26 protein-coding genes are annotated in these 25,872 nt (G+C 71.6%); 12 read left to right on the top strand and 14 right to left on the bottom strand.

The window, feature by feature from the left end; all coding sequences use genetic code 11:
* Positions 1-50 precede the first annotated feature (50 nt).
* The gene (locus AB0J16_RS22280; protein WP_358542360.1) at positions 51-1,280 is read left to right on the top strand and encodes a P1 family peptidase; all 1,230 of its coding nucleotides are present in this window, start codon (positions 51-53) and stop codon (positions 1,278-1,280) included.
* A 1-nt stretch (position 1,281) separates the two neighbouring features.
* Positions 1,282-2,718 carry an aldehyde dehydrogenase family protein gene (locus tag AB0J16_RS22285; RefSeq protein ID WP_358542363.1) on the top strand — a complete coding sequence of 479 codons (1,437 nt, stop codon included), beginning with the start codon at positions 1,282-1,284 and terminating at the stop codon, positions 2,716-2,718.
* A 121-nt stretch (positions 2,719-2,839) separates the two neighbouring features.
* On the opposite strand, the gene AB0J16_RS22290 is transcribed toward AB0J16_RS22285, so the two are convergent.
* The gene (locus AB0J16_RS22290; RefSeq protein ID WP_358542365.1) at positions 2,840-3,130 is read right to left on the bottom strand and encodes an antibiotic biosynthesis monooxygenase; all 291 of its coding nucleotides are present in this window, start codon (positions 3,128-3,130) and stop codon (positions 2,840-2,842) included.
* Positions 3,131-3,190: 60 nt separating this feature from the next.
* Here AB0J16_RS22290 and AB0J16_RS22295 point away from each other — a divergent pair, with 60 nt between their 5' ends.
* Complete coding sequence (locus AB0J16_RS22295; RefSeq protein WP_358542368.1) at positions 3,191-3,823, top strand: helix-turn-helix domain-containing protein; 633 nt, start codon at positions 3,191-3,193, stop codon at positions 3,821-3,823.
* 69 nt (positions 3,824-3,892) lie between these two features.
* Here the strand turns inward: AB0J16_RS22295 and AB0J16_RS22300 are convergent, their stop codons facing one another.
* Entirely contained in the window at positions 3,893-4,660 is a 768-nt protein-coding gene (locus tag AB0J16_RS22300; RefSeq protein ID WP_358542370.1) for an SDR family NAD(P)-dependent oxidoreductase, read from the bottom strand.
* 129 nt (positions 4,661-4,789) lie between these two features.
* Here AB0J16_RS22300 and AB0J16_RS22305 point away from each other — a divergent pair, with 129 nt between their 5' ends.
* Positions 4,790-5,431, top strand: a complete 642-nt coding sequence (locus tag AB0J16_RS22305; RefSeq protein ID WP_358542373.1) for a hypothetical protein — start codon at positions 4,790-4,792, stop codon at positions 5,429-5,431.
* Here AB0J16_RS22305 and AB0J16_RS22310 read toward each other — a convergent pair.
* Positions 5,428-5,976, bottom strand: a complete 549-nt coding sequence (locus AB0J16_RS22310) for a GNAT family N-acetyltransferase (RefSeq protein WP_358542375.1) — start codon at positions 5,974-5,976, stop codon at positions 5,428-5,430. The genes AB0J16_RS22305 and AB0J16_RS22310 overlap by 4 nt on opposite strands.
* A gap of 9 nt (positions 5,977-5,985) precedes the next feature.
* The gene (locus AB0J16_RS22315; protein ID WP_358542378.1) at positions 5,986-6,150 is read right to left on the bottom strand and encodes a hypothetical protein; all 165 of its coding nucleotides are present in this window, start codon (positions 6,148-6,150) and stop codon (positions 5,986-5,988) included.
* A gap of 37 nt (positions 6,151-6,187) precedes the next feature.
* Between AB0J16_RS22315 and AB0J16_RS22320 the strand changes: the two genes are divergently transcribed.
* A complete protein-coding gene (locus AB0J16_RS22320) occupies positions 6,188-7,345 on the top strand; it encodes a hypothetical protein (RefSeq protein WP_358542381.1) in 1,158 nt (385 codons plus the stop codon).
* Positions 7,346-7,674: 329 nt separating this feature from the next.
* On the top strand, positions 7,675-11,664 hold the full coding sequence (locus AB0J16_RS22325) for a hypothetical protein (RefSeq protein ID WP_358542384.1): 3,990 nt from the start codon (positions 7,675-7,677) through the stop codon (positions 11,662-11,664).
* 4 nt (positions 11,665-11,668) lie between these two features.
* On the opposite strand, the gene AB0J16_RS22330 is transcribed toward AB0J16_RS22325, so the two are convergent.
* From AB0J16_RS22330 to AB0J16_RS22340, 3 genes are all read right to left on the bottom strand, one after another.
* A complete protein-coding gene (locus tag AB0J16_RS22330) occupies positions 11,669-12,877 on the bottom strand; it encodes an alpha/beta hydrolase (RefSeq protein ID WP_358542386.1) in 1,209 nt (402 codons plus the stop codon).
* Between the two features lie 88 nt (positions 12,878-12,965).
* The gene (locus AB0J16_RS22335) at positions 12,966-13,244 is read right to left on the bottom strand and encodes a hypothetical protein (protein WP_358542389.1); all 279 of its coding nucleotides are present in this window, start codon (positions 13,242-13,244) and stop codon (positions 12,966-12,968) included.
* A gap of 29 nt (positions 13,245-13,273) precedes the next feature.
* On the bottom strand, positions 13,274-15,037 hold the full coding sequence (locus AB0J16_RS22340) for a glycoside hydrolase family 75 protein (protein WP_358542391.1): 1,764 nt from the start codon (positions 15,035-15,037) through the stop codon (positions 13,274-13,276).
* A gap of 158 nt (positions 15,038-15,195) precedes the next feature.
* On the opposite strand from AB0J16_RS22340, the gene AB0J16_RS22345 reads away from it, so the two are divergent.
* Entirely contained in the window at positions 15,196-16,176 is a 981-nt protein-coding gene (locus AB0J16_RS22345; protein WP_358542394.1) for an acetylxylan esterase, read from the top strand.
* Positions 16,177-16,303: 127 nt separating this feature from the next.
* Here the strand turns inward: AB0J16_RS22345 and AB0J16_RS22350 are convergent, their stop codons facing one another.
* Complete coding sequence (locus tag AB0J16_RS22350) at positions 16,304-16,591, bottom strand: iron-sulfur cluster biosynthesis family protein (protein WP_357957242.1); 288 nt, start codon at positions 16,589-16,591, stop codon at positions 16,304-16,306.
* A gap of 123 nt (positions 16,592-16,714) precedes the next feature.
* Here AB0J16_RS22350 and fxlM point away from each other — a divergent pair, with 123 nt between their 5' ends.
* Genes fxlM through AB0J16_RS22365 form a run of 3 tightly spaced genes read left to right on the top strand, consistent with a single transcriptional unit; the run spans position 16,715 to position 18,969 of the window.
* Positions 16,715-17,872: a methyltransferase, FxLD system gene (gene fxlM / locus AB0J16_RS22355; RefSeq protein ID WP_358542397.1), complete on the top strand. Its 1,158-nt coding sequence runs from the start codon at positions 16,715-16,717 to the stop codon at positions 17,870-17,872.
* Positions 17,873-17,899: 27 nt separating this feature from the next.
* Entirely contained in the window at positions 17,900-18,496 is a 597-nt protein-coding gene (locus tag AB0J16_RS22360) for a TetR/AcrR family transcriptional regulator (RefSeq protein ID WP_358542400.1), read from the top strand.
* Positions 18,493-18,969, top strand: a complete 477-nt coding sequence (locus tag AB0J16_RS22365; RefSeq protein ID WP_358542402.1) for a DUF6653 family protein — start codon at positions 18,493-18,495, stop codon at positions 18,967-18,969. Before AB0J16_RS22360 ends, AB0J16_RS22365 begins: the two co-directional genes overlap by 4 nt.
* On the opposite strand, the gene AB0J16_RS22370 is transcribed toward AB0J16_RS22365, so the two are convergent.
* The 3 genes from AB0J16_RS22370 to kduI are packed head-to-tail and all read right to left on the bottom strand — an operon-like array spanning position 18,966 to position 21,289.
* On the bottom strand, positions 18,966-19,733 hold the full coding sequence (locus AB0J16_RS22370; protein ID WP_358542404.1) for an IclR family transcriptional regulator: 768 nt from the start codon (positions 19,731-19,733) through the stop codon (positions 18,966-18,968). The genes AB0J16_RS22365 and AB0J16_RS22370 overlap by 4 nt on opposite strands.
* Positions 19,734-19,747: 14 nt before the next feature.
* Positions 19,748-20,479 carry an SDR family oxidoreductase gene (locus AB0J16_RS22375; protein ID WP_358542407.1) on the bottom strand — a complete coding sequence of 244 codons (732 nt, stop codon included), beginning with the start codon at positions 20,477-20,479 and terminating at the stop codon, positions 19,748-19,750.
* A 3-nt stretch (positions 20,480-20,482) separates the two neighbouring features.
* The gene (gene kduI, locus AB0J16_RS22380; protein ID WP_358542409.1) at positions 20,483-21,289 is read right to left on the bottom strand and encodes a 5-dehydro-4-deoxy-D-glucuronate isomerase; all 807 of its coding nucleotides are present in this window, start codon (positions 21,287-21,289) and stop codon (positions 20,483-20,485) included.
* An 87-nt stretch (positions 21,290-21,376) separates the two neighbouring features.
* On the opposite strand from kduI, the gene AB0J16_RS22385 reads away from it, so the two are divergent.
* Positions 21,377-23,023 (top strand): L-lactate permease, encoded by a 1,647-nt coding sequence (locus AB0J16_RS22385; protein WP_358542411.1) that lies wholly within the window; start codon positions 21,377-21,379, stop codon positions 23,021-23,023.
* A 78-nt stretch (positions 23,024-23,101) separates the two neighbouring features.
* On the opposite strand, the gene AB0J16_RS22390 is transcribed toward AB0J16_RS22385, so the two are convergent.
* Together AB0J16_RS22390 and AB0J16_RS22395 are read right to left on the bottom strand one after the other, a co-directional pair.
* Positions 23,102-23,716 (bottom strand): copper resistance CopC family protein, encoded by a 615-nt coding sequence (locus AB0J16_RS22390; RefSeq protein ID WP_358542413.1) that lies wholly within the window; start codon positions 23,714-23,716, stop codon positions 23,102-23,104.
* On the bottom strand, positions 23,707-24,363 hold the full coding sequence (locus AB0J16_RS22395) for a hypothetical protein (protein ID WP_358542415.1): 657 nt from the start codon (positions 24,361-24,363) through the stop codon (positions 23,707-23,709). Before AB0J16_RS22395 ends, AB0J16_RS22390 begins: the two co-directional genes overlap by 10 nt.
* Before the next feature lie 85 nt (positions 24,364-24,448).
* Here AB0J16_RS22395 and AB0J16_RS22400 point away from each other — a divergent pair, with 85 nt between their 5' ends.
* Positions 24,449-24,667, top strand: coding sequence for a hypothetical protein (locus tag AB0J16_RS22400; protein WP_358542417.1), 219 nt, complete (start codon positions 24,449-24,451; stop codon positions 24,665-24,667).
* 3 nt (positions 24,668-24,670) lie between these two features.
* Here AB0J16_RS22400 and AB0J16_RS22405 read toward each other — a convergent pair whose 3' ends face one another.
* Complete coding sequence (locus tag AB0J16_RS22405) at positions 24,671-25,741, bottom strand: PQQ-dependent sugar dehydrogenase (RefSeq protein ID WP_358542419.1); 1,071 nt, start codon at positions 25,739-25,741, stop codon at positions 24,671-24,673.
* Positions 25,742-25,872 lie beyond the last annotated feature (131 nt).

The raw sequence follows: 25,872 nt of genomic DNA on the forward strand, positions 1-25,872 counted from the left end.
CCGGGGGAGAGCCGGTCCGTGGTGAGACGGGCGGGTCAGGCCCGATTCGCGTGGCTGCCGGAGCTCAGCCGCGCGTTGTCGTGACGGCCGGGGCGACGAACTCGCTGGTGGACGTCGCCGGGCTGCGGGTCGGGCACGCGCAGCGGGTGGGCGATGGTTACCGCACGGGGACCACCGTCGTGCTCGCGCCGCCCGGCGGCATGGTGGCCGGGGTGGACGTGCGGGGAGCCGCGCCGGGCACCCGGGAGACCGAGCTCCTCGACCCGCGCAACCTGGTGGAGCGGGTGCACGCCATCGTCCTGACGGGCGGCAGCGCGTACGGGCTCAGCGCCGCCTGCGGGGTCATGGACCGGCTGGCGGACGCGGGGATCGGCTTCCCGGTGGAGGGCGGAGTGGTGCCGATCGTGCCCGCCGCCGTCATCTACGACCTGGGCCGTGGCGGCGCGTTCCGAGCCGTACCGGACGGCTCGCTGGGCGCCGAGGCGTACGACGCCGCCGCCCACTCCCACGGCCCGGACCCATGGACGTGCGGGTCGGTCGGGGCGGGCACCGGCGCCGTGGCGGGCGGGCTGGCCGGCGGCATCGGTACGGCCAGCGTCGTCCTGCCCTCCGGGGTCACCGTGGCCGCGCTGGCGGTCGTCAACGCCGTCGGGTCCGTGCTGGACCCCACCGGCGGACGGCTGTCCGGGACCCGCTACGGACTGCCTGGCGAGTTCGACCACCTCCGCGAGCCCGGTGAGGACGAGGTGGCGGCCTGGCCGGGCGCCACGGTGACGTCGTTCAACACGACGATCGGCGTGGTGGCCACCGATCTGACGCTCACCAAGGCGCAGTGCGGCAAACTGGCCGGCGTGGCGCACGACGGGCTGGCCCGGGCGATCAGACCCGCCCACACCATGGTCGACGGCGACACCATCTTCGGCCTGTCCACCTGCGCCCTCCCCTTCCCCTTCCTCGGGCCTACGGCGCCGGACAACCCGGAACCCGGCACGGTGGGCCTCGGAGGCGCTGCTGGGAGCACCGTGGGCTTCGAGGGTGCGGCCGGGAGCAGCCGGGGCCTTGAAGGCGCTGCCGGGAGCGCCCAGGGTTTTGACGGCGCCGCCGGGCCGGCGCCTGTTGGTGCCGGGAGGAACGCGCCTGGTGCCGCTGGGCTGCATGACGTGCTCGCCGCCGGGGCCGATGTCTTCAGCCGGGCCGTGGCGCACGCCATGCTCGCCGCCACCGGCCGCGACGGCGCGCCCGCGTATCGAGACGTGTTTCCAAGCGCTTGGGGGAAGTAGCGTGACATTTCAGGACTGGCCGGGGAACTGGCCCGGCGGGTTGCCCGTGGGTGACGGGTGGGTCGAGGTCGAGGACACCGCCGACGTGGTCTTCCCGTACGACGGTTCGGTGGTGACGGCCGCCCCCGTCGGCACCACCGCGCTGGCCCGGCAGGCCGTCGAGGCCGCGCTGGCGGTCGCGCCCGCCATGGCCGCGCTCCCCTCGCACGCCCGCCGCGCCGCGCTCATGGCCGCCCACGACGCCCTGGCCGCACGGCGTGCGGAGTTCGAGCGCCTGCTCGTACTCGAGACCGGGAAACCGCTGGTCGACTGCCAGGTCGAGGTGGCGCGGACGCTGGTCACCCTCCTCACCGCCGCTGAGGAGGTGGCCCGGCTCCACGGCGAGACCGTGCCGCTGGACCTGCTGCCGTCGGGGGAGGGGCTGATCGGGTTCTGGACGCGGCGGCCGATCGGGGTGGTGGTCGGGATCACCGGCTTCAACTACCCGCTGCTGCTGGCCGCGCACAAGATCGCCCCGGCCGTGGCCGCGGGCTGCCCGGTGATCGTCAAGCCCGCGCCCGCGACGCCTTTGGCGACGCTCTGGCTCGTCCATCTTCTTCGCGAGTCGGGCGCGCTGCCGCCCGCCGGGGTACAGCTCGTCACTGGCGACGTCGAGGTGGGCCGGACGCTGGTCGAGGACCGGCGGATCGGGGCCGTGTCGTTCACCGGCTCGGCGGCGGCCGGGCACGCCATCGCGAAGAGCGCGGCGCCCACCAAGGTACTGCTGGAGCTTGGGTCGAACGCGGCCCTCGTGGTGGCGGCCGACGCCGACCTGGAGGCCGCCGCCGCGGCGGTGGTGCGGGGCGGCTACTACGCCTCCGGGCAGGCGTGCATCTCGGTGCAGCGGGTGCTGGTGGAGGAGCCGGCGCGCGAGGAGTTCCTGTCGCTGCTGGCCGGGCGGATGAAGGACGTGGTCGTGGGCGACCCCCGCGACCCGCGGACCCGGGTGGCGCCGCTGATCGACCCTGCCGCGACCGAGCGGGTGCTCGGCTGGGTACGCGACTCGGGCGCGACGCTCGTCACCGGCGGCGGGCTCGACGGGCGGGCCATCGCGCCCACCGTGCTCGCCGACGTGCCCGACGGGGCCGCCGCCTGGGACGAGGAGATCTTCGGCCCGGTGGTGTGCGTACGCTCGGTGCCCGGCCTGGACGCCGCGTTCACCGCCGTCAACGCCTCCAGGTACGGCCTGCACGCCGCCGTGTTCACCCGCTCGCTGGCCACGGCCTTCGCCGCGATCGACCGGATCGAGGCGGGTGGGGTGGTGGTCAACGAGGTGCCGGGGTTCCGGGCGGACAACATGCCGTACGGCGGCGTCAAGGACTCGGGCGCCGGGAGGGAGGGGCCCCGCTTCGCCATCGAGGAGCTCACGGTGACCCGGATGGCGATCATTCGGCCCTGAGGGGATGTGGGGTCCTCGGCGTCGCGAGGTTGGACAGACCGGTTCGGTCGCCTGGTGAGCGTGTCGGGGGCTCCGGCCCTGGTCTCAGGTCCCAGGGCCGGGACCGGGTCCGGGACCGGGGTCAGAGTTCGTCGAGGATCTCGATGTCCTCCGCGGTGACGTCGCGGGCCACCCCGAACGCCGCTGTGGCCGCGGCGGTGCCGGGCAGTGTCTGGCGGGCCGCTCGCAGGCTGGCGGCCGAGTCCCAACGCCAGACGCCGACCCACGTCTCGTCGTCGAGCCGGCCGAGGCGCGCCTCGGTGAGGCCGGGCAGCTTGTCCCTGACCGCGGAGACCAGGGTCGCGTGCCGGGCCCGGACCTGTTCGGCCTCGGCGGGATCGGCCTGGAAACGGGTGACGCTGATGACTGACATGGCTGGACCATTCCTCTAGAGTTGACTTCTAGCGATGTAATCTAGAGATAGACTCTAGCCATGAGCGATGTCAAGCGGCCGAACAAACGGGCGGAGAAGGCGAAGGAGACGCGCCGGCGCATCCGTACTGCGGCGTTGGAGCTGTTCACGCAGGACGGATACGGCGCGACGAATCTGCAGGACGTCGCCGAAAAGGCCGGGGTCGCGGTGCAGACGATCTACTTCGTCTTCGGCAACAAGCGCGCCCTGCTGAAGGAACTGGTCGACGTGACGATCGCGGGTGACGACGAGCCGGTGGCGACGATGGACCGGCCGTGGTACGTCGCGGCGCTGGCCGCCGACACGGCCCAGGACATGCTGCGCGCCTACGTCGCGGGCGCGACCGCGGTCCTGGAGCGGATCGCGCCGATCGGCAAGGTACTGGAGGCGGCGGCCGCGAGCGACCCCGAGGTCGCCGCCCTGTGGCCGCACGACGTCGACCCGCGTTACGTCGTCCAGCGAAGGGCGGCCAAGGCGCTGGCCGGCAAGCCGGGCGCTCGAGCGGACCTGACGGAAGAGGAGGTCGCTGACGTGCTGTACGGGCTGCTCAGCCCGGAGCTGTACCTGCTGTTCGTCCGGGAGCGCGGCTGGTCACGCGAGCGCTGGGAGAGCTGGGTCGGCGAGACCTTGCGCGGCCGACTCTGCCGGCCCTGACCTGGCGACGTCGGTCCTGGCCCGATGCTGCGGGTCCTGGTCTGGCGACGCCGGTCACGCGTCGGCTGCTCAGTTGGGCGGGTCGAAGCGTCCGTCCACGGCGGTCCAGCCGCCGTCCACGTACAGGACGGAGCCGGTGACGAAGCTCGCCGCGTCGCTCGCCAGGTAGACCACGGCGCCCGCCATCTCCTCCGCCCGCGCCCACCGGCCGAGCGCGCTCTTGGCGGCGTACGCGTCGTACCAGGCGGGATCGTCCTTGATCTGCCGGGTCAGTGGCGTCTCGACCACGCCCGGCGCGACCGCGTTGACCCGCACGCCGGACGGGCCGAACTCGGCGGCGGCGGTGCGCAGCAACTGCACCAGCCCGGCCTTGGTGGCGGAGTAGACGCCCTGGCCTGGCTCGGTCACCGATGCCCGGATCGACGCGAACCCGATGATCGACCCGCGCCCGCGCTCCACCATCCCGGCGCCGAACGCGCGGACCACGTCGAACGAGGCTCGCAAGTTCAGGCGTACGACCCGCTCGAACTCCTCGCCGGAGTAGTCCAGCAGCCGCTTGCGCACATTCGTGGCGGCGGTGAACACCAGCACGTCGGCGGGCGCTTCGGCGGCGAGGGCCCGCACGGCGGCCGCGTCGAGGACATCGACCCCGCGCGACGCCGCCCCGCCGCACCGCTTCGCGGTCTCCTCGGCGGCGGCGGGATCCAGGTCCGCGCAGACCACCTCGGCACCGTGCGCGGCCAGTGCCAGCGCTGACTCTCGCCCGATCCCGCTTCCGGACCCGATAACCACTGCGCGCCGCCCATCCAGGCGGAACAACGCGTCGTATGCCGTCATGGCGACCAGCCTAGCAACTGGTCTGACCAGTACACCAGGTCTGCCCTGAGATGGTGTCGGCGATTCCCAGGGACAGGTCAGGGGCGATCACCGATGATGCGGGCCGGGGCGGCGCGGCATCGTGGTGGCATGATCTCCACCGACACCCCTGCGAACAGCCTCGCGAACAGCGTCGCCAGGGCCTCCTTCACCGCCGGCCCCGCCGCCTTCCTTGGCGGCTGGCTGCTCATGCGTCCCATCGGCGGCGATCTCGTGCCCGGTCCGTGGTGGACGGCGGCGCACGCGGTGTGGTTGTTCGGGTTCCTGCTGTTCGGCGTCATGGTGCTGGAGCTGCGGCGGATGGCGGCGCCCACGACTCGCGGGCAGAAGGCGGCCGTGTGGGCGGCGACCGGGGTGGCGCTGTTCAGCGTCCTGGCCAACGTGGCCCAGCTCGTCATCGACCTGGTGGCCGGGTTCACCTCGGCGGACGGGGCGGCGATGCGGGCGATGTTCGACCAGGTGCGGGAGTATCCCGGGGTGGAGCTGGTCGTGTACTCGGTGGGGGCCCAGCTGTTCTTCGTGGCCCTGCTGGTGCTGGCCGGGATCATGGCGGTGCTGCACCGGGCCACCTCGCTCAGCGCCGTGGTCGTCGCGGCCGGGGTCGTGGTGCTGGCCGTGGCGATGCTCGGCGTCGGCCGTGACTCGGCGCTGGTCGCGGTGGGGATGGCCGTGCTGTGGCTGGGGGCGCTGCTGCTCGGCCGCGGACCCGCCGCGCCGGCGCTCAGCGCCTAGCGCTTCGTGCGGGCCGTCCAGTCCGATCTGAGCAGTTCGTACTCCACCTCGCCCTGGTCGGAGCCGTCGATGGGGTCCGGCCAGTCCGGGAAGAACGTCCGTACGAAGCGGAGCCCGCACTTCTCCATCACCCGCCGGGAGCCGCGGTGCACCGACATCGCCAGGGCGAAGACCCGGCGGACGCCCAGCTCGGCGAACGCCTTGTCGATGAGGGCCAGTGAGCCCTCCGTGGCGTAGCCCTTGCCCCAGCACGACTTGCGCAGCCGGTAGCCCAGTTCGAGCTCGTCGTCGGCGCCGTCCTTGGGCGGCCGCAGGAGGAACCAGCCCAGGAACTCGCCCGTCTCCCGCTCGACGACGGCGAAGAAGTGGCCGCCGCTGATGAAGACGGGCAGCGTCTCGCCGACGATCACCTCGCGCGGGGTGGGCTTGCCGCCGTTGAGGTAGCGCATCACGTCGGGGTCGTTGTGCAGCTCGACGAGGTCCTCGGCGTCGGCCTCGGTGAAACGGCGCAGGGTCAGGCGGTCGGTCTCCAGGTAGATGTGCACGCGCACACGCTAGCCACCGGGGCCGCGGTCCCTCGACCGGTTTTCCGGGTGATTGAGGCCCGCCTGCTCGAAGGCGGCACCGCGGACCAGGTCTACATCTCGGCCGCGGCCGGCCGCGACGACGGCTTCCGCGCCGTCCGAGCGGAACTCCTCGAACCGATAGCGTGTGATCACAGTTGCGATACAAGCCGCTACGCGATGGGATGATCACATGGCTCGTGACGGATACGCCTTCGAGAAGGGCGGCTTCGCGAACGCGACGATGAGCCTGGAATCGGCGGCGAAAGGTCTGGGCTCGACATATTACGCGGCATATCGGGTCTCGCTCGGCATGTTCGCCCTGAGCGCGGCGTGCGAGTGGCCTGCCCGGCACGAGTACATGAACACCTGGGAAGACCTCAAGCAGGAGTTCCGCCACGGTGACAACGAGGCCACGACCCTGGCCGGCCTGCTGAAGAAGACCGAGGACGGCTACAGCACGGCTGAGAGCGAGAACGCCCGCACGGTGCTCGCCGCCGTGGTCGAATCGCAGGAGGCGAAGCCCGCCGAGATACCCGAAACCTACTTCGATGATGATCCCTATAGTTTCGAGACGCCCTTTTCGTGGTCGTTCACCGGTGGTGCGGGCGTCGCGGCGACGGGCTTGGCGGCCCGGTTCACCGTGGCGTACGAGAAGGAGGAGGCACTGCTCCGTGCGGGCAATGATCGGGCCGCGGTGTGGAACACCTTCCGGTCCAGTCCTGAGGCTCGTGCAGAGAGGCTGTCGAAGATCGCCGAGCGGAGCCAGGCCACGCTGAGGAACCTGACGTACGCGAAGGCGTTCTCCTATACGGCGGCGGCCGCCGGACTCGCCTGGCTCTCCATGATCGTGCCTTCGGACGAGGACATCGACCGCGCGATCTCGGCCTGGGACAACATCGCCTACGACTTCGGACAGATCTTCGGACACGACACCCGGGCCGTCCGGGAGGCCATCGCCGCGTCCTGGGACGGGCTCGCCAAGGACTCCGCAGACCTGAGGCTGGTCGAGTTCATCGCCGCGGGCAATCACCTGACCGAGAGAACACGCCGGCTGTCCGCCGCGCTGTCCGATACGGTCCGGGACCTCGACCGTATTCACCAGATCGCGCTGGCATTCTCCGCCGTCAGCCTGGCCGCCATCGCGGGCGCCGGAATCGCGGCCCGGTTCAGCCCCGCCCTGCGTCCCGTCACCGAGTTCCTCGGCACGCGGCTGGCCATGGTGATCCTTTCCTGCGCGCAGTTCGCGCCGGCGGTGGCCGCGGGAGCGCTCGCCTGGTACCGGATGGCCGACGCCAGCCGGCCGACCACCATCGGGGGCCGCGAGATCACCGGCTTCAGGCGTCCCTGAACCGCCCGTAACCGGCACCGGCCCGCTCTCAGCACAGCCCGCTCCCCGAACGGCCCGCTCACCGAATAGCGCGTGAGCGGGCCGTCGTCGTCTTGGCCGCCGTTCCTTCCCGCTCGCCCGTTTTCCGGTTGTGCCAGGTCGTGCCAGAACATCTGTCCGGACATTTGCCGAGGTTGGGGTCCCATGTCGGATCCGATTTGACGGTGAGTGATGAAGTGTGGTCGTGTCGTGACTTATGTTTCTGATGGGCTGATTGAGACCGCTTCGGGGGTAACTGTTCCGTGCGGTATCCATGGCACGCCTTGGGGCGCGTGCTCGTTTCCGCTTCCATGATCAGCGCGACCCTGGTGGTCGTGCCCGTCACCGCGCACGCGGCAGCGCCGTCGTACGAACGGCCGTACAACAAAGAACGGCCGCAGAACGCACAGGCGGCCGGGCCCAAGATCCGCCCGGTGCCCGCCGTACGGCAGCCGGCGCCCGCGGCCGTGAACGTGCCGATGGAGGCGTCGCCGGCCCGCAGGGACGCGGGCTCGGAGTCCGTCGGCCCGCAGGCACCGGAGGTGACGACGCCCGCCGGCCCAACGCTCGTCAACGAGATCACCGCCGAGGCGGCCAAGCGCGTCGGCGCCCAGCGGCCCGATCCCAAGCGGCTGCTGCCCGACACCGGCCAGGCGGCCACGCTGGCGGTGAAGAACCCGGTCGCCGGGCTGTTCGACCGGCTCGCTTCCCAGAAGGTCGTCTCCGCGCTGACCTACCGGCTCTGCGTGGAGAGCGAGGCCGTACCGGTCTCCTGCTCGGTCACCCGCCCGGTGGGCGTGCCCGCCGCCGCCGACGTGACCGGGGACAGCATGCCGGACCTGGCCGCCGACCTGGTGCCTACGGCCAGTCCCAAGGACTCCTCCGTCGGGCTCGGCTTCGCGGTCAGGCGGCTGCCCGGCGCCGAGACGAACCTCAAGGCGCAGGTCTGGGCGGAGTACGACGGCCGGGTGTCGGTCGGTTTCGACGGGCTGCACCGGGGCGGTTCGCTGTCCGGCGCCGACTGGGGCACCTTCACCGTCGACCTCACGGGCAAGCGGGTGAAGGCGAGCGTCGACCGTACGGATCCCGGAGCCTCTGCCGCGATCGTGGCCGGGCTGACCGGCCGCAGCGTGGTGAGCCTGCGCCAGACGCCCGCCACCGAGAAGCTCGCGGTCGACGTGGACCTCGACTCGACCACCCTGGACGTCACCAGCTCGGCCGCCGCCAGGCTCGACGCGCTGGCCGTCAGCGGCAGCCGTTACACCCAGGCGACGCTGGACAAGATGCCGACCAAGGCCAAGATCGGGCTGACCCGGGGCAAGGACGGCGCCCGGCTCCGCTTCAGCGGCACGACCTCGATCCGCCACGCCGAGCTGCACAACTACGTCTACGCCGACGGCGCTCTCGCCCGGGCGGCGAGCGTCGAGGTGCGCGGCGCCCCGCCGTCCATGACCGCCGCCTACACCGCCACGAACGGCAAGCAGATCCTGACCGTCGACTCGGGCCATCCGCGGGCCGGGTCGGCCAAGCTGCTCTACTTCGACCGGGCCGCCGCCAAGACCGTCCTGCGGGCCGAGCTCAGCGGGCTGCCCGCCAAGGTGCGCTTGGTGAACGACCTGGCCGAGCATCGCGTGACGCACACCACCAGCTCGAAGATCGGCAGGTTCGCGGTCGTGCTGCAGCGCGACGGAGGCGCCGTCTCCAGCCCGCGCGGCAGCCACGTCACGATGATCAAGAACGGTGACGCCGTCGGTGTGTCCGGGCTGCTGACCGGCCTGTCCGGATTCGACGTCACGTACGGCGCCGCGCCCCACGCCCAGCTGGAGGTCGGCGCCAGCGGCCGGTCCTTCCTCGGCGCCGCCAGCATCGACGGCACCCGCCTGGCCAGGCTGGAGATCTCCAACACGCCCGCCAAGGTCGACGTGACCCTCGACCCGGCCGCGCGCAAGGCCGTCTACCAGGCCAGCGGCGTGATCGACAAGATCAGGGCGGCCTACACCGACACCCGGTCGGGGCCCACGATCGACGGCACCATCCAAGGCGTGCACGATGACGTCAAGGCCGGCTGGGAGCTGGGGGAGCGCTCGACGGTCGACATCGCCTCCTCTTCCACACTGGGCAGGGCGCGCATCTACGCCAACAAGGCGCACGTCACCAAGCCCCAGGGCGAGGACGTCCTGGCCGAGGTGTCGGGGGTGCGCAAGCACGTCCAGCTGGTGGCCGACACCGCCGCCAAGACCCTGACCTGGACCTCGGACGGCCCGGTGCGTTCGGTCTCCGCGCTGGCCCGCGCGAACGTGAAGGGCCGCTACATCACCGCCGCCGCCGAGGTGAGCGGCGTGCCCGCCCGCTTCGACGCCTCCTGGAGCGGCGCGGCCTACCGCTTCCGCGGGCTGTCGGGCCCGGTCGGCTCGGCGGCCGTGGCGTTCGCCAACCACGACGGCGTCAAGGTGCCCGCCGGGCCGCACCTGTCGGCCCACTACGACGAGGCCACCGGCGACCTCGACGCGAGTGTGCGGGTCAAGGGCCTGCGCACGGTCGAGTTCAGTCCGGGGGACCAGGGCTTCACCGCCGACTTCAAGGCGGCCCGGCAGACGCTCGCCCTCGACACCGATGTCACCCGGGGCGACCTGCGCTTCGGCCTGCTCGGCAGGCTCGGCCCGCTGCCCGGCCGCCTGGCGGTCTCGGCGGCCGGGGGCGCGCTCACGTACTCGGGGTCCCGGCTCGACGTGACGGCCCGCGCCTGGCTCGGCAAGGCGGGCGCGCTCAAGAACATGGCGGCCGCCCCGGGCGTGCCCGGCGGCATCTCGCTGGTGGACGGCGGCTGCGTCGCCGGGTCCGCCGGTTGCGGGCAGGGCGCCTTCTGTACGGAGCGCGGCTGCTTCGGCGTCCAGGGCTACCTTGACGTGTCCGGCCTGCCGGACCAGGTCACGGTGGATCTGGCGAAGAAGACGTTCACGTTCGCCGGATTCACGCCCAAGCGCCGCTCGCTGGGCGTCTACCTGGCCAGTACGATCCTGGCGCCGGTGCCGATCAAGGCGCGGGCCACGCTCACCGGACTGCCCTCCAAGATCACCAGCATGTCCGTCGGCCCGTTCGACGTGACGCAGGGTAACGCCATACAAGCGAACTACCGGATCGAGCCCGCCGCGACGCTGGGCTCGCTCGACCTGCTGGCCGAGGCGGGCACCCTGCGCGGTCACGTGGCCATCGACCCGGTCCCGGCCGCCGTCGCCGTACAGGGCAGCTATGGCGCGCAGACCCGCATCCGCGTCACGAACTCCGCGGCCGTCAAGCGCCTCAGCGCGAAGGTCACCGTGGACGGGGCGGGCACCGGCGAGCTGCGCTTCGGCGACGTGCCGGCCCGATTCGGCGTGGACGCGGACGCCTCCGGCGCGAACCTGCGCGTGCCCACGCTCACCTACAAGGCGCTGGGCGGCGTCAACACGCTCGACGGTCACCTCGGCGTGGAGGGCGGGCTGATCGACCGGACGGGGCGGCTCGGCGACGTGTCGCTCGACGTCACCGACCTGGCCGCCGACACCACCGTGCGGCTGAACCCGGACCAGTCGCTCGACCTGGTGTCCCGGCCGGTGCCGACAGGCCGGGTCCAGGTGCGCGGCGGGCTGACCGTCGACCCGGTCGCGCGGCAGCGCATCGCGGTCAGCAAGGAGATCCCGTACACCACCGGCTTCCTCTCCTACCAGGTCGGCGGCGACTTCGGGCTCGGCAAGAGCACGATCAAGGACCTGTCGCTGGACATCCGCCGCATGGCGTGGCTGCGGATCAGGCCGGGCAAGATCCCGTTCGGGATGAAGGCGCCGCCCGCGCTGGGCTACATCACCCCCGGTTTCGAGGGGAACTACGGCCGCCTCGCGCTCGCCGCGAGCGGGGTGAGCCTGCGCCCCGACGTCAACGTGAACGTCAAGCTGAGCCGCAAGCTCGGCAACGACATCTTCCGCGACGCGGTCCGCATCGGCCCGGTGACCTCGCTCGCCCTGCGCCGCTACGACCAGCGGATGCGCCGCATCGGCGCCAAGCAGGCGATCAGCGCGGTGGGCGTGCAGCTGGCCTGCCTGACCGTCGACGCCAAGCCGGGCTTCGCCGCGAACGGCACGAACTCGATCACGCTGCGCGGCGCGGACGGCCCGCAGATGGTGTCACTGCTCGACCCCGGCGGCCAGGTGCCCGACTACGCGGTGGACCTGCTGACGCACTTCATGTCCCCGTTCCCCGGCGCCGAGTGGAAGGTGGCGGGGACCAAGGTCGGGCATTGCGCCACGGGCACCCCCAAAACCTGAGCCGTCAGCGGGGGCCCAGGTAGCCGGGGGGCGGGCCCGCGCCGTCGTAGGTCCGCACCGGTCGGCCCGCCAGGAAGGCGCGCAGGACGTTCAGGTAAGGCTTGCCCCGGTACGAGCCGGTCGCCACGTAGGCGAGCTCGGCCCGGGGGAGGGTGGCGCGGTAGTCGGCGGCGGCCGACCAGGTCCGTCGGTCGTGGACACCCTTGACGATCAGGGCAGGCACGGTCGAGGCCGCCAGGCCCCGGCGCAGGCCGTCCGGGGCGGCGCGCTGGGCCAGGCCGGCGTAGCCGCTGCCGTAGGCGGTCTCGACCTCGCGGTCTCCGGCGAAGGCGTGCGCGGCCTGGGGGTCGGCCCGCAGGAGCGTGTAGACCGCGAGGAGCCGCGGCGACGGCGGGCGGTTGAGGCCGAGCAGAGAGGCCGCCTTCGAAGCCAAAGGGGAGGCCGTTTCCGGGGGGTTGAGGGGCAACGGGGAGGCGGCCTCCTGGCCGTCGAGCGGGGCCGGGGAGGTGAGGACGGCCTTGGCCACCTGGTCCGGGTGCTCCGCCAGGTAGGCGGCGGCCAGCCGGGCGCCGTAGTCGTGGCCGATCAGGATCAGCCGCCGAGCGCCGATCTCCTGCCGTATCGCCTCCAGGTCGGCCACGTCGCGAGTCAGGCCGTACCCTCGCGGGTCCGTCAGCCGCGCGGATCGGCCCGCGCCTAGCTGGTCATAGGCGTACACGGTGTAGCCGTCGGTGCTCAGCCCGGCCAGGAACGCCGAGTCGCCCGCCAGGTCGGCCGTGCCCGGCCCGTCGTGCAGGAACACCACCGGATCCGGCCGCGTGGCCCGCTTGGGCGTCAGCCGTACGTAGGCCAGCTCGGAGCCCGTCGCCAGCCGCCACTCCCGCTGCCCGGCCACGGCGGGCGGCGGCGCGGACGCGCCCGGCGGGGCGTGCAGGGTGGCGGCCGTGACCTGCCAGACCACGGCGGCCTCCACCGACAGGATGGCCAGGGCCCGCAGCCAGCGCCCCCAGATCGGGCGCGGTCTCGGCACGCACAGCAGCAGGCCGAGGAAGAACACCGACGCGAACACCGCGAGCCCCGTGATGGCGAAGACGTCCGGCGGGGCGCCGATCGTCGCCATGCCGGCCAGCGCCGCCAGGCCCGCGATCGGCGAGAGCGCCAGGATCGCGAGCCCGGTCAGCAGCCGACCAGCCCGTCTGGCTAGAGCACGCACAGGGCGAAACTAGCCCAAACCACCCGTAAGGGCGACCGAAACCGCCAATGGTGCCCCATATTGGTGCCTCCGGTATTGGTGCCTCCGGTCAGGTGAGCGAGTCGCCCAGCCGGAGCCGGAGGTGGCCGTCGCGTGGCGCCATCTCCCGCACCGCCCAAAGCCGCTCCTGCACGACGGTCCCCCGGCCGGTCACGTACCCGCCCACCCGGAGCACCGGCCGCCCGGTGTTGTCGGTCAGGAGCCGCGCCCGCGACTCCGCGTCGTCGCCGCCGAACACCAGCAGGAAGTCGACCGGATCGGCCGGCGCGTCGAGGATGAGGCCGGGGGAGAGGTGGGATTCCGGGATCCTGATCACGTGATAGTTCACCCGGACGCCTCTACCCCGGCCGCGCGGTTTCAGTTGTTGTTGAGGAACTGCTGGGCGAGCGTCCTGCCCAGGTTGGTGGCCTGGGTGTGGTTCTCGATGGTCGAGACCTTGGTGCCCGACCCCGTGAACACGATGTACGTCACGCCGCTGTCGGTGCCGCCGTTGCTCGGGTCCGGGTTGATGCCCAGGTCGGCGGCCGTACGGTAGGACGCCTCACCGATGATGCCCGTCGGTCCGGTATCACCCATGACGGCGTACTCCACTTGGCCGTTGTAGACGATCGCCACCACCGTCCCGCAGCCGATGCCCTTGGTCCGGTAGTCCCAGATGCTGCTGGCGCTGGGCACCACCATGTAGGCGAGCTGCGCCGCGTTCAGCGGCCCGCCGGAGCTGGTCTGGCAGAACGTCTCGTTCTGGAAGCAGCAGTCGGTGTCCTCGTTGCACTGCGTCGTGCGTACGCCGTCGCAGTCGATGTCCATGTCTCCCTTCCAGAACACCGCGCCGGTCTTCTCGCACACCGCCACCGTCGCCGTGCTGACGTCGGAGTCGGTCTTGTACTTGCCGTTGGAGATCTGGCTGCACGCCGTGACCTTGGCCAGCAGCTGGTCGGCCGTGGGCCCGGTGGTGCCGCCGGTGGCGGTGCCGGTGACCGTGGCGCTGTGGCCCGACTCGTTGCCCGCCGAGTCGACGGCGGTGACCGTGTAGCTGTGGGTGGAGCCGGAGGTCAGGCCGCTGATCGTGGCGCTGGCCGTCGGCGAGGTGGCCACGACCGTGGTGCCCTCGTAGACCTTGTAGCCGGTCACGCCGACGTTGTCCGTGGAGTCGTTCCAGGCCAGCGAGATGCTGCTGGCCGAGGTGCCGGTCACCCGGGGGCTGGCCGGCACGCTCGGCGCCTGGCCGTCCGGGCCGCCGGAGCCGCTGACCGACAGCCGGTCCACGTTCGGGCCGCCGTTGGCGGAGGTGCCGGTCGCGCGGATGGTGTTGACGCCGGCGTTCAGGGTGACGGTGACCTGGCCGTCGGCCCAGGTGTCCCAGTTGCCGGTGCCGGCGAAGTTGACTCCGGCGGCGGCCACGGAGCCGTTGACCGCGATGTCCATCGGCCGGGTCGCCGTGGTGCCGTTGGCGTAGCGGAAGGTCAGGGTGTGGGTGCCCGCGTCGGCCACGCTGACGCTCCACTCGATGTACCCGCCGACGGCGTTGACGTAGTCGACGAAGCCGGTGCCGGTGTAGCCGGTGTGGTTGGTCGCCACGCTGGCCTCCGACAGGGTGGCCGCCTCCGCCTGGTACTCGCTGGCGGGGGCGTCGGCGACCGTGGCCTCCAGGTAGTCGAGGTTCGGGTTGCCGCCCGCGTTCGTCGAGGTGACGCGGATCGTGTTGTCGCCCGCGTTCAGCGTCGCGGTGAGCGTGGAGGTGGCCCAGGTGTTCCAGTTGGCGGTGGTGCCGAAGGAGCGGCCGGCCGAGACGACGGTGCCGTTCACCGAGACGTCCGCGGTGCGGGCCGAGGTGGTGCCGTTGGCGTAGCGGATGGCCAGTGTCGCGGTGCCGGCCGCGGGGGCGTTGACCGTCCACTCGGTGTACGGGCCCACGACGTTGTCGCCGTTGACGAAGCCGGTGCCGGAGAAGCCGGTGTGGTTGGCCTCGACGACGCCCTGGACGACGGTGGCGTTCTCGGCCTCGTAGCGGACCGTGGCCGCCCGCGCGGGCAGAGCGGTCAGGGTGGCGGCCAGGAGGGTGAGGAGGGGGAGCAGGATCAGCGGGCGTAAGCGTAAGCGAGCCCGAGCTGGAGAGTGCACGGCTGGCCCTTCTGCCGAATTCGTTAGGAAGGCTTCCTAACAACTGGAGATGGGACCACTCCGTCAAAGCCCAGTCAACCCCGTAGAGGGGCCCAAATAGCGCGAAGGCCCGCAGATGCTATGAAATAGCTGCACCTCTACCAAGGCTGGAGACCTACGTGGCCCTGTTCGACCTGCCGCTTGAGCAGCTCCGTTCCTACCTCCCCGACCGCGACGAGCCCGCCGACTTCGACGACTTCTGGACGCGCACGCTCGCGGAGGCACGCGAGTTCGATCCGGCGGCCGAGTTCACTCCCTACGACCTGCCGCTCGCCTCGGTCGACGTGTACGACGTCTCGTTCGCGGGCTGGGGCGGCCATCGGATCAACGGCTGGTTCCTGGTGCCGAACGGGGTGGAGGGGCCGGTGCCGTGCGTGATGCACTACATCGGCTACAGCGGCGGCCGCGGCTTCCCGCACCACCACCTGACCTGGCCCGCCGCGGGCTACGCGGTGTTCGTGATGGAGACCCGGGGCCACGGCGGCGCCAGCCCGGGCAGCCCCGGCGTGACCGGCGACCCGTACGGTGGCGACCATGCCCAGGCCCCCGGCATGATGACCCGCGGCATCCTCGACCCCGACCAGTACTACTACCGGCGGGTCTTCACCGACGCGGTCCGCGCGGTCGACGTGGCCGCCGCGCACCCGGCCGTGGACGCCTCGCAGATCGTCGCCTCAGGCGGCAGCCAGGGTGGCGGCATCGCGCAGGCGACCGCCGCGCTGCATCCGGCGATCAAGGCGGCGCTGATCGACGTGCCGTTCCTGACGCATTTCCGCCGGGCCGTGGAGATCACCGACCGCGACCCGTACCAGGAGATCGTCCGGTTCCTGTCCAGCCGCCGGGAGAGCGCCGAGCAGGTGTTCCGGACGCTGTCGTACTTCGACGGCGTGAACTTCGCCGCCCGTGGGCAGGTGCCCGCGCTCTACTCGGTGGCGCTCATGGACCAGATCTGCCCGCCGTCCACGGTCTTCGCCGCCTACAACCACTGGCGTGGGCCGAAGGAGATCAGCGTCTGGCCGTGGAACGGCCACGAGGGCGGCGGCGGCTTCCAGAACGAGGAGCAGATCCGCTACCTGCACAAGCTGCTCGCCGGCGCCTGAGCGGCCGCCGGTCCGGTACAGCCTGACGAACCACTGGTCCGGTACGGCCTGACAAACGGTACGTACCGGACCGGCGGTGGTCCGTGTTTCAGTCGGCCTGGCCGCTCGCCAGGCCGATAAGGCCCGTTTAGACGGGCTGGTCGGTCACCAGGAAGGACACAGAGCCCTGGTCGTCCGCTCCCGCGTCCAGAGACTTGTCCTCCAGCACGGTCGCGGCCACCGGGTCGAGGTACACCCGCGCGCCCTCCGCCTCGACGACTTCGTCGGCCGGCTCCGGCGCGGTGGCCAGGGACAGGGTCAGCGAGCTCGAGCCCTCGCCCTGGGACGAGATGCGGATGCCGCTCTGCGCAGGCTCGGGCGCGGACGCGGTCAAGTCGCGAATCGCCTGGGCTGCGTTGTTTGTCAGGGTGAGCACTACGGCTCCTCCTCACGATCGACGTACATGAACTGCCTGCCCTTCCCTCATTCGGCGGGTCAAACCTTCTGACTCGAAATCTTTGCCAGGCATTCTTGGCCGCTCGCGGGAATCATGTCGGGTATGGAGTTCGACGAGTACCGCGAGGCCATGGTCGCCCAGCTGCTCGAGCGCGGGGAGGTGAGCGAGCGGGTCGCGGAGGCGTTCCGGCTGGTCCCGAGGCATCGGTTCCTGCCGGACTTCGCCCCGGAGGCCGCCTACCGGGACGAGCCCATCGTCACCAAACGCGACGAGGAGGGCCGTCCGATCAGCTCCTCCTCGCAGCCCGCGATCATGGGCATCATGCTCGACCAGCTCGACGTCCGGCCCGGCCACCGGGTGCTGGAGATCGGCGCGGGCACCGGCTACAACGCCGCCCTGCTCGCGCACCTGGCCGGGCCGGAGGGCCGGGTGGTCAGCGTCGACATCGACGCCGACGTGGTCGCGGCGGCGCGGCTGCATCTCGACGCCGCCGCCTATCCCGAGGTGGCCGTCGAGTGCGCCGACGGCGCGGCCGGCTTCCCCGCGGAGGCGCCGTACGACCGGGTGATCGCCACCGTCGGCGTGTGGGACCTGGCTCCGGCGTGGCTGGAGCAGCTGGTGCCCGGCGGCCGGCTCGTGGTGCCGCTCGACCTGCGCGGTGTGCAGGTGTCCGTGGCCATGGAGCAGGCCGGCGACCACTGGTCCAGCCGGTCGGTGGAGCCCTGCGGTTTCATGCGCATGCGCGGGCCATCCGCCGGGCCCGAGGTCACGCTGATGCTGGACGGCGACGCCGACCTGGTGCTCACGCTGCCCGAGCCGCGCGAGGTGGGCGACGTCCTGGCGATGCTGGAGGAGCCCTTCGCCGAGGTGGCCGCCGACGGTGTGGCGCCGCTGCCCCGCCTGTCGCTGATGGGCGGCGGGGTGGGCCTGTGGCTGGCGCTGCACGAGCCCCGCTGGGCGTCTCTGGCCGGGCGGCTGCGGTGGGCCCCGGTGACCACCCAGGGCTACGGCATGACGGTGGGCATCGTCAGCGGGGACGGTCTGGCCGTACTGGCGGCCGAGGAGGAGCTGCGGGCCCGCGGGTACGGCCCCGGCGGGGCGGCACTGGCGGCGGAGCTGATCGCGCACGTCCAGGCATGGGACGCGGCGGGCCGCCCGGAAGCCTGCGACCTGCGCATCGACGCCTACCCCGGCCCGGCGCCGGAGGGCACGGCCGTCATCGCCAAGCGGAACACCCGCCTCGTGCTAAGCTATGACTGAATATCCATAGTAGTCATAGGGGCATAGATGGCTGTGGCGTTCACGGCGGACGATCGGGCGCGCATCACCGCGCGGCTGCTCGACACCGCCGAAGAGCTCTTCGCCGCCCAGGGGCTGAAGAAGACCTCGCTCGACGAGCTGGTCGCCCCCTCGGGCATCGCGAAAGGCAGTTTCTACGCGTTCTTCGAGTCGAAGGAGGAGCTCTACAAGGAGGTCATGGTCCGCCGGGCGCCGCTGATGGGCAAGCTGCTGGCCGCCGCGCTCGACCGGCCGCCCAGCGTGGAAGCGCTGGCCGGGCTCATGCGGAGCATGATCGAGGCGCTCACCACCGACCCGTTCTACCGGCGGCTGCTCACCCGCCCCGACGAGCTCGAGGCGGTGGCCCGCCGGGTCGGCCCCGAAGAGCTCGCCCGGGTCACCCCGCACCTGATGACGCCGCTGATCGACTACCTCGCCCAGGGGCAGAGCGACGGCGTCATCGTCGCGGACGTCCCGCCGGAGGTGCTGATGGGCGTGCTGCGCACCGCGGGCCTGCTGGTGATCAACCGCGACAGATACGGACCCGACTTCGAGCAGGTGCTCGACGCCACCATCAACGCGCTGGCAAGGGGGCTCATCGCATGAGTGTGCTGAACAGATACGCGCAGGCCGCTGGCATGACCGACGAGGCGTGGAAGCGGCATGCCAACCCGTGGAGCGTCTGGACCAGGTTCGCCGCCATCCCGCTGATGATGCTGGCCATCTGGAGCAGGACGTGGATCGGCTGGTGGTCCCTGGTGCCGGTGGCCCTGGTCGTCGTCTGGCTGATCGTCAACCCGCACGCCTTCCCGGCGATCGAGCAGCCGACGAGCTGGACGGCCAAGGGCATCTACGGCGAGAAGATGTGGTTCCAGAACCGGTCGCTCGTGGTCGGCGATCATCGCAAGGTGCAGCGCCTGCTCATCGCGGTGGGGCTGGCCGGGTTCGCGCTGCTGGCCTGGGGACTGGTCGCGCTGGAGGTGTGGCCCGCCGTCTTCGGCGCGACGCTGGTCGTGCTCGGCCAGCTCTGGCGCATCGACCGCCTCGGCCAGCTGTACGAGCGCCACAGGGCCGCCTAACCGGCTGGCAGCTCCATCGGGGCGCCCAGGGTGCGGGAGACCTCGTGGGCGGTGGTCGCGACCAGCGGCCCGAGCTCCTCGGCGTCCGCCACCGACAGCTCGTGGGTGAGCGTCGAGATGCTCACCCCGGCCACCACGTGCCCCATGTGGTCGAAGACGGCCGCGGCGACGCAGCGGATGCCCGCCTCATTCTCCTCGTCGTCGATCGCGAAGCCGCACTCCCGTATCCGGGCCAGGTGGCGGCGGAGCGCGGCCTGCGTGGTGATCGTGGCGGGCGTGCGCCTGGTCAGCCCGGTGCGGGTGGCGATGCCCGCCACCTCCTCGTCGGACATGGCCGCGAGCATCGCCTTGCCGATCCCGCTGGAGTGCAGCCACAGCGACATGCCGACGCGCGAGGGCATCTGGTAGGGCTTGCGGCCCTCCAGCTTGGCGGCGTAGACGGCCTCGTCGCCGTTGAGCACGGCCAGGTGCACGGTGTAGCCGGTCTGGTCGTGCAGGCGCTGCAGCACCGGCGAGGCCTGGCGTACGGGATCGAAGCGGGCCAGCATCCGGCCGGCCAGCGTGAGGATCTTGGGACCCGGCAGGTAGCCGCCGCCGCCGTCGGGCCGGGCGAAGCCGTGCTCGGCCAGCGACTGCAGGATGCGGTGGGTCGTCGACTTGGGCAGGCCCGTCGCCGTCGCGATCTTGGTGACGCTCTCGTGCTCGGCGAGGGCTTCCAGCACCCAAAGCGCCTTGTCGATGGCGGTGCTCGGCCTGGGTTCCACCCGATCAAGCATACTCAGCGGGCCAGCCAGCCGCCGTCCACGACGAGCACGTGGCCGGTGACGTAGTCGGAGGCGCGCGAGGCGAGGTACACCGCCGCCCCCTCCAGGTCCGCGGGCTCGCCCCAGCGCCCGGCCGGGATCCGCGCCCTGATCTCCGGCTCGCGCCCCGAGTCCTCCCGCAGGGCCGTGGTGACGTCGGTGGCGATGTAGCCGGGGGCGATGGCGTTGACCTGCGCGCCCCGTGGCGCCCACTCGTTGGACAGCGCCTTGGTCAGCCCGGCCACCGCGTGCTTGGCCGCGGCGTAGGACGCCACGTTGATCCCGCCCTGGAACGACAGCAGCGACGCGATCGAGATGATCTTCGTGGCGCCGTGCTCCAGCAGCGCCTGGCTGAGCACGTACACGGCGTCCACGTCGACGGCCATCACCCGCCGCCAGTCGTCCAGGCTGGTCGAGCCCCGGCTGATCGTGCCCGCGTTGTTGACCAGGATGTCCACCTCGCCGCGGGCCAGGACCGGCTCCAGCGCGGGCCTGATCGCGGCCGGGTCGCCCAGATCGAGCACGAGCTTGCGTACGTCCGCGCCGAGCGGCTTCACCTGGCGCTCGGTCTCGTCGAGGTCGTCGCGATGGCCGTGCAGGACGAGGTCGGCCCCGGCCCGCGCGAGGCCGACCGCGATCGCCCGGCCGATCCCCGACCGCGCCCCGGTGACCAGCGCCGTCCGGCCGGTGAGCGAGAACAGCTCCATCCGTCACCGCATCTCCGTGATCGTGACCTGGTCCATGTCGTCGAACGCCTGGTTCTCTCCGGCCATCGCCCACACGAACGCGTAGCTGCGCGTGCCGAACCCGCAGTGCACCGACCAGCTCGGCGAGATCACCGCCTGCTCGTTGGCCACGATCAGGTTGCGGGTCTCGTCGGGGCGGCCCATCAGGTGCACGATCCGCTCCTCGCGCGGCAGGTCGAAGTACAGGTAGACCTCGGTGCGGCGGTCGTGGGTGTGGCACGGCATGGTGTTCCACATGCTGCCGGGCTCCAGCACGGTCACGCCCATGACGAGCTGGCAGCTGCGGATGCCGTCGAGGTGGATGTACTTGTAGATGGTCCGGTCGTTGGAGCCGTCGGCGCCGCCGAGCCGTACCGGATCCACGTCCTTCAGCCGCGCGTGCGTGGTCGGGAACGTCTCGTGCGCGGGGGCTGATACCAGGTAGAACGTGCCGCGCTCGAACGTCACCTCGCGCGCGCCTCTGCCGACGTACAGGCAGTCCTTGAGGTCCAGCTCGTAGGGCACGCCGTCGACCTCCACGGTGCCCGGCTCCCCGATGTTGATCACGCCCAGCTCGCGGCGCTCCAGGAAGTGCTCCGACCGCAGCGGGTCGAACGCCCCCAGCCGGGCCTTCCCGCTCGGCCTGACCCCGGCGACGACCATCCGGTCCTGGTGGGTGTAGACACCGTCCACCTCCGGCCCGAACAGGCCCTCGACGAGGTAACGGGCGCGGAGTTCCGCGGTGCCGAAATGGCGGATCTGGTCGGGAGCGGTGGCATGCCGTATTTCCATCTCTTCCCTCCGGTTGTTCGGCGTCCTACGATCCTAGACACGGAACACTGTTCTATCCAATGGAACGCCTACCCCCGGAGGCGCGCGGTGTACCAGCAGAACTTCAACCCCACCGGCTCCCTATGGTTGTCCGCCCTTCTGGCCGCCCTGCCCCTGCTCGCGGTGCTGGTGCTGCTGGGCGTCTTCAAGTGGAAGGCGCACTGGGCGGGCATCTCCGGCCTGGTCGTCGGCTTCCTGATCGCGATCCTGCCCTTCGCGTACGGCATGCCGGTCACGCAGGCGCTCGACTCCGCCCTGTACGGCGCGGCCAGGGCGGTGCTGCTGATCCTGTGGATCACCTTCAATGCCATCTGGATCTACAAGATGACCGAGCGCAGCGGCCACTTCGCGGTGCTGCGCCGGGCCTTCCAGGGCATCAGCGACGACAAGCGGATCACCGCCATCGTCATCGCGTTCTCCTTCGGCGCGCTCATCGAGGCCCTGGCCGGCGGCGGCTCACCGATCGCCATCTGCGCGGTCATGCTCATCGCCCTCGGCTTCGAGCCGATGCGCGCCGCGGTCATCGCGCTCATCGCCAACACCGCACCCGTCGCCTTCGGCGGCATGGGCAACCCGATCACCATCCTGGGCAGCGTCACCGAGCTGCCGCCCGAGCCGTTCGGCGCGATGGCGGGCCGGCAGACCGCGTTCATCGCGCTGCTCGTGCCGTTCATCCTGATCTTCGTCGCCGACGGGCGGCGCGGCCTGCGCCAGGCGTGGCCCGCCGCGCTCGTCGCCGGGCTCAGCTTCGGCGTCACGCAGATCCTGATGTCCCAGGTCAACTACCTGCTCACCGACATCGCGGCGGCCCTGGTCTCGGCGATCGTGCTGGTCGCGTTCGGCAAGATCTGGAAGCCGGCCGAGACGGTCGGGTTCACGCCGAGCCCGACGCCGATCGCGGGCGGCTCCGTGGACGACCCGGCGTTCGTCCGCACCCACGGCCGCCCCGGCGGCGACACCACCGGCGACAAGATCGCGGCCTTCGCTCCGTACGCGATCATCATCGCGCTGTTCTCCATCGCGCAGATCCCCGCGATCAAGACCTACCTCGCCGGCTTCACCGTCAAGCCCGCCTGGCCCGGGTTCGACATGGTGAACCCGGCGGGCAAGGCCGTGCCCGTGGTCTACGAGCTGCCGTGGGCCGCGCACCCGGGGACGCTGCTGTTCGTCTCCGGGCTGCTCACGCTCCTCGTGCTGCGGATCAGCCCGGCCTCGGCGCTGGCCACCTACGGGGCCACGATCCGGCAGTTCGGCTGGGCCATCGTCACCATCCTGTCGGTCTTCGCCCTGGCCTTCGTCATGCAGTTCTCGGGGCAGATCCAGACGCTCGGGCTGTTCCTGGCGGGCGCGGGCGCGTTCTTCGCCTTCCTGTCACCGCTCGTCGGCTGGTTCGGCGTCGCGATCACCGGCACGGACGCGGGCGCCAACGCCCTGTTCGCCAAGCTCCAGACCACCGCGGCGGGCCAGCTGAACATCCCGCCGGAGCTCTTCGGCGCGGCCAACAGCGCCGGCGGCGTCATGGGCAAGATGATCTCGCCCCAGAACCTGGCCATCGGCACGGCCGCGGTCGGCCTGGTGGGGGAGGAGGGCAACCTGTTCCGCCGGGTGATCGGCTGGAGCGCCGTGCTGCTGCTCATCCTCTGCGTGCTGGTGGTCCTGCAGTCGACGCCGGTGCTGGGGTGGATGGTGCCCTGACACCGGATGGGTCGGCTACGGCCTCGCCGGTACGTCCGGTTGCCCTTGCCCGTACGTCCGCTTGCCCGGCCGGTATGTCTACGGTCCGGCTGGTACGTCCGGTTGCTCCGTCGGCGCGGTCGGCTGACCGTCCGGGCCGACGGGGCTGTCGGGGTCGCTGGGCCCGCTGGGGCCGCTGGTTCGTCTGGACAGCAGCCAGACCGCCAGCCCGGCCACCACCAGCGCGGCGAGTCCGCCCCAGAGCCAGCCCGGGATGCCCCCGCCCTGCGCCGCAGCGGCAGGTCGGGTGCCCTCCGCCGAAGTGGCGGGTGCGGCCGAGGCGGCTTCGGTGGCGGACGCCGTCGCGCCGGCGGCGGCGCCTTTCACGGTGAAGGGGATCTCGCCCTCGATCGGGTGGCCGTCGGACGAGACCACCCGCCAGGCGATGACGTATGAGCCGCCCGCCAGCTGGGTGGGCACGGCGGTCCGCACCTTGGGGCCGTCGGCCTGCGGCTCGCCGAGCTGGATCGTCTTGCCGTCGGCGGTGCGCAGCACCACCAGCGGGAAGCGGACGCGTGACGAGTACTCCAGCTCGATCGTCTGGACACCGGAGACGGTGGCGTTCTTGGCCGGTGAGCTGCTCTTGAGGCTGTCGTGGGCGAGGGCGGCGGGCGCGGTGGCGGCGAGGAACAGCCCGCAGCCGATCACCGCCACCAGGGTTCTGCGAAGGAGCGTTGGGCGAAGGAGCGTTGGGCGAAGGAGCGTTGGGCGAAGAAGCGTTGGGCGGAAAAGCGTTGGGCGAAAAAGGAAAGGCAAGGTGGACTCCATGACGAGGGAAGTGTTGGCGATGCGGTGACTCCCCTCGTGGGAGGTCCTCTGCGTGGCTCCGCGGTCGCGATCTGGACCGTGATCGACGACCTCAGCGGCGCCCGCGCCGGCGCCCGGCGTAGCGGAGCGAGGGCGAGAACCGGGCGAAGCGGGCGCGGCACGGCGAGCCGGGGACGGCCCGCCAGGCGCAGCATGAGCCAGAACGCGCTCTCACCCCGATGCAGCCACCAGCCCGTGAGCACGGCGATCGTCAGGTGCGCCAGCGGCATGCCCACGGTCAGATGCGCGTGCCCGTCGCTGGGCGCGGTCACCCCGAACAGCTGATGCAGCACTGCCTGCGTGCCCACAGTGGCGCCGAACACCACCTCGGGTCCGCGCTCGTGCCCGCCCAGGCCGTACGCCAGGCCGAGCGCGCCCAGCCCGCCCAGGACCATGACGCCGGGCGCGACCGCCGCGCCGCCCGCGAAGGCATGCCCGGCCGCCGTCACGGCGGCACACACCACCGCGAAGACCAGAGCCCGGGCGAAGCGCATGCGCCCATCCTCGCAGCCTTCAGCCACCCACAACCTACTTGCCGGATATATGTACGGCCGGAGGGGCGGTATTTACTGTGAAGGCATGTGCGATCTGAATCAGCAGGAAAGTCGGGACCTAAGCGACACCCTGAGCAAGATCAACAGCCTGGCGGGGCAGGTGGAGACACACCGATCGAGCATCGAGCAGACCGCGTACATGGACCACGAGAACCTGGCCGCCCTCCTCTCTGACCTGGAGCGCCAGGTGGGCTCCGCCCGGGCCTGGGTGGTGGCCAAGCCCCAGGAGCACGCCGGACACTGACGCTCAGGGCGTGCCAGTGGGGGGAATGCGGATGATGCGGTCGTCCTGGGCCACCGGGGCGCCGCGCCCGTCGCGGTTGCTGGTCGTCACCCACAGCCATCCGTCCGGTCCCACCGCGGCCGCGCGCAGCCGCCCGTAGGTGCCCCGCAGCTCGGCGACCGGGGTTCCGGCCCCGCCGGCGCTCGTCAGAGGGACGGTCCACAGCCGGGTCCCGCCCAAGGCGGCGGCGAACAGCGTGCCGTTGGCGTACGCGAGCCCGCTCGGCGACGCCTCGGCCGTCGACCACGTGACGATCGGGTCGCGGAAGGACGGGTTACCACAGACGCCCTCGCAGGTGGGCCAGCCGTAGTTGCCGCCCGCGACGATCCGGTTGATCTCGTCCCGGGTGTTCTGGCCGAACTCGCTGGCGTACATCCTGCCCTGCGCGTCCCAGGCCAGGCCCTGCACGTTGCGGTGGCCGTAGCTGTAGACCCGGGAGCCGCCGAAGGGATTGTCCGCCGGGACGCCGCCGCTCGGCGTCATGCGCAGGATCTTGCCCGCCGGGGTGTTCAGGTTCTGTGCGTTGGCGGTGTTGCCGGCGTCGCCGGTGGACAGGTACAGCTGGCCGTCGGGGCCGAAGGCGATGCGGCCACCGTTGTGGATGGAGGCCCGCGGCACGCCGGAGAACAGGACGTTCTGGGTCTGCGGCGCGTTCAGCCGGAACCGGACCAGCCGGTTGTCGTTGCTCGTGGAGAAATAGGCGTAGACCCACTGGTCCTGGGCGTACGTCGGCGACACGGCGATGCCGAGCAGCCCGCCCTCGCCGGAGGCGGCGACCCCGTTGACGGTCGCCACCCGAACCGGGGTCTGTCCCGGGCGTACCTGGAGAATTCTGGCGGTGCCGCGCTCGGAGACCAGCGCGCTGCCGTCGGGCAGGAAGGCCAGCCCCCACGGCACCTGCAGGCCGGTGGCGGACACCTGCGCCCGGGAGTAGTCGAAGCCGCCGATCGCCTGCGCGGCGTTGGGGCTCGTTACCACGAGCCCCACGGCGGCCAAGAGAATCATGATCAGGGACGGGGTCGTTCGCACGCGCATGGCGGGCTCCTTGACCGATCTGTCGAGATCATCGTCAATGACGGGGACTCGTACGCTACGCAGTTTTCGACGCGTCAACAATGATCTGATCCGTCGCCTGTCGCGGCGCCGGCCCCGCGAGCTGCGCGTTC

The sequence above is a fragment of the Nonomuraea sp. NPDC049750 genome (assembly GCF_040659625.1).
GTDB lineage: Bacteria > Actinomycetota > Actinomycetes > Streptosporangiales > Streptosporangiaceae > Nonomuraea.

What these genes read in the sequence shown, in the direction of transcription:
- AB0J16_RS22325 (WP_358542384.1), top strand. Translation starts at nt 7,675, where the DNA reads ATGATCAGCGCGACCCTGGTGGTCGTGCCCGTCACCGCGCACGCGGCA.
- AB0J16_RS22375 (WP_358542407.1), bottom strand. Translation starts at nt 20,479, where the DNA reads ATGGAGCTGTTCTCGCTCACCGGCCGGACGGCGCTGGTCACCGGGGCG.
- AB0J16_RS22405 (WP_358542419.1), bottom strand. Translation starts at nt 25,741, where the DNA reads ATGCGCGTGCGAACGACCCCGTCCCTGATCATGATTCTCTTGGCCGCC.
- AB0J16_RS22320 (WP_358542381.1), top strand. Translation starts at nt 6,188, where the DNA reads ATGGCTCGTGACGGATACGCCTTCGAGAAGGGCGGCTTCGCGAACGCG.
- fxlM (WP_358542397.1), top strand. Translation starts at nt 16,715, where the DNA reads ATGGAGTTCGACGAGTACCGCGAGGCCATGGTCGCCCAGCTGCTCGAG.
- AB0J16_RS22400 (WP_358542417.1), top strand. Translation starts at nt 24,449, where the DNA reads ATGTGCGATCTGAATCAGCAGGAAAGTCGGGACCTAAGCGACACCCTG.
- AB0J16_RS22290 (WP_358542365.1), bottom strand. Translation starts at nt 3,130, where the DNA reads ATGTCAGTCATCAGCGTCACCCGTTTCCAGGCCGATCCCGCCGAGGCC.
- kduI (WP_358542409.1), bottom strand. Translation starts at nt 21,289, where the DNA reads ATGGAAATACGGCATGCCACCGCTCCCGACCAGATCCGCCATTTCGGC.
- AB0J16_RS22395 (WP_358542415.1), bottom strand. Translation starts at nt 24,363, where the DNA reads ATGCGCTTCGCCCGGGCTCTGGTCTTCGCGGTGGTGTGTGCCGCCGTG.
- AB0J16_RS22360 (WP_358542400.1), top strand. Translation starts at nt 17,900, where the DNA reads ATGGCTGTGGCGTTCACGGCGGACGATCGGGCGCGCATCACCGCGCGG.
- AB0J16_RS22300 (WP_358542370.1), bottom strand. Translation starts at nt 4,660, where the DNA reads ATGACGGCATACGACGCGTTGTTCCGCCTGGATGGGCGGCGCGCAGTG.
- AB0J16_RS22305 (WP_358542373.1), top strand. Translation starts at nt 4,790, where the DNA reads ATGATCTCCACCGACACCCCTGCGAACAGCCTCGCGAACAGCGTCGCC.
- AB0J16_RS22365 (WP_358542402.1), top strand. Translation starts at nt 18,493, where the DNA reads ATGAGTGTGCTGAACAGATACGCGCAGGCCGCTGGCATGACCGACGAG.
- AB0J16_RS22295 (WP_358542368.1), top strand. Translation starts at nt 3,191, where the DNA reads ATGAGCGATGTCAAGCGGCCGAACAAACGGGCGGAGAAGGCGAAGGAG.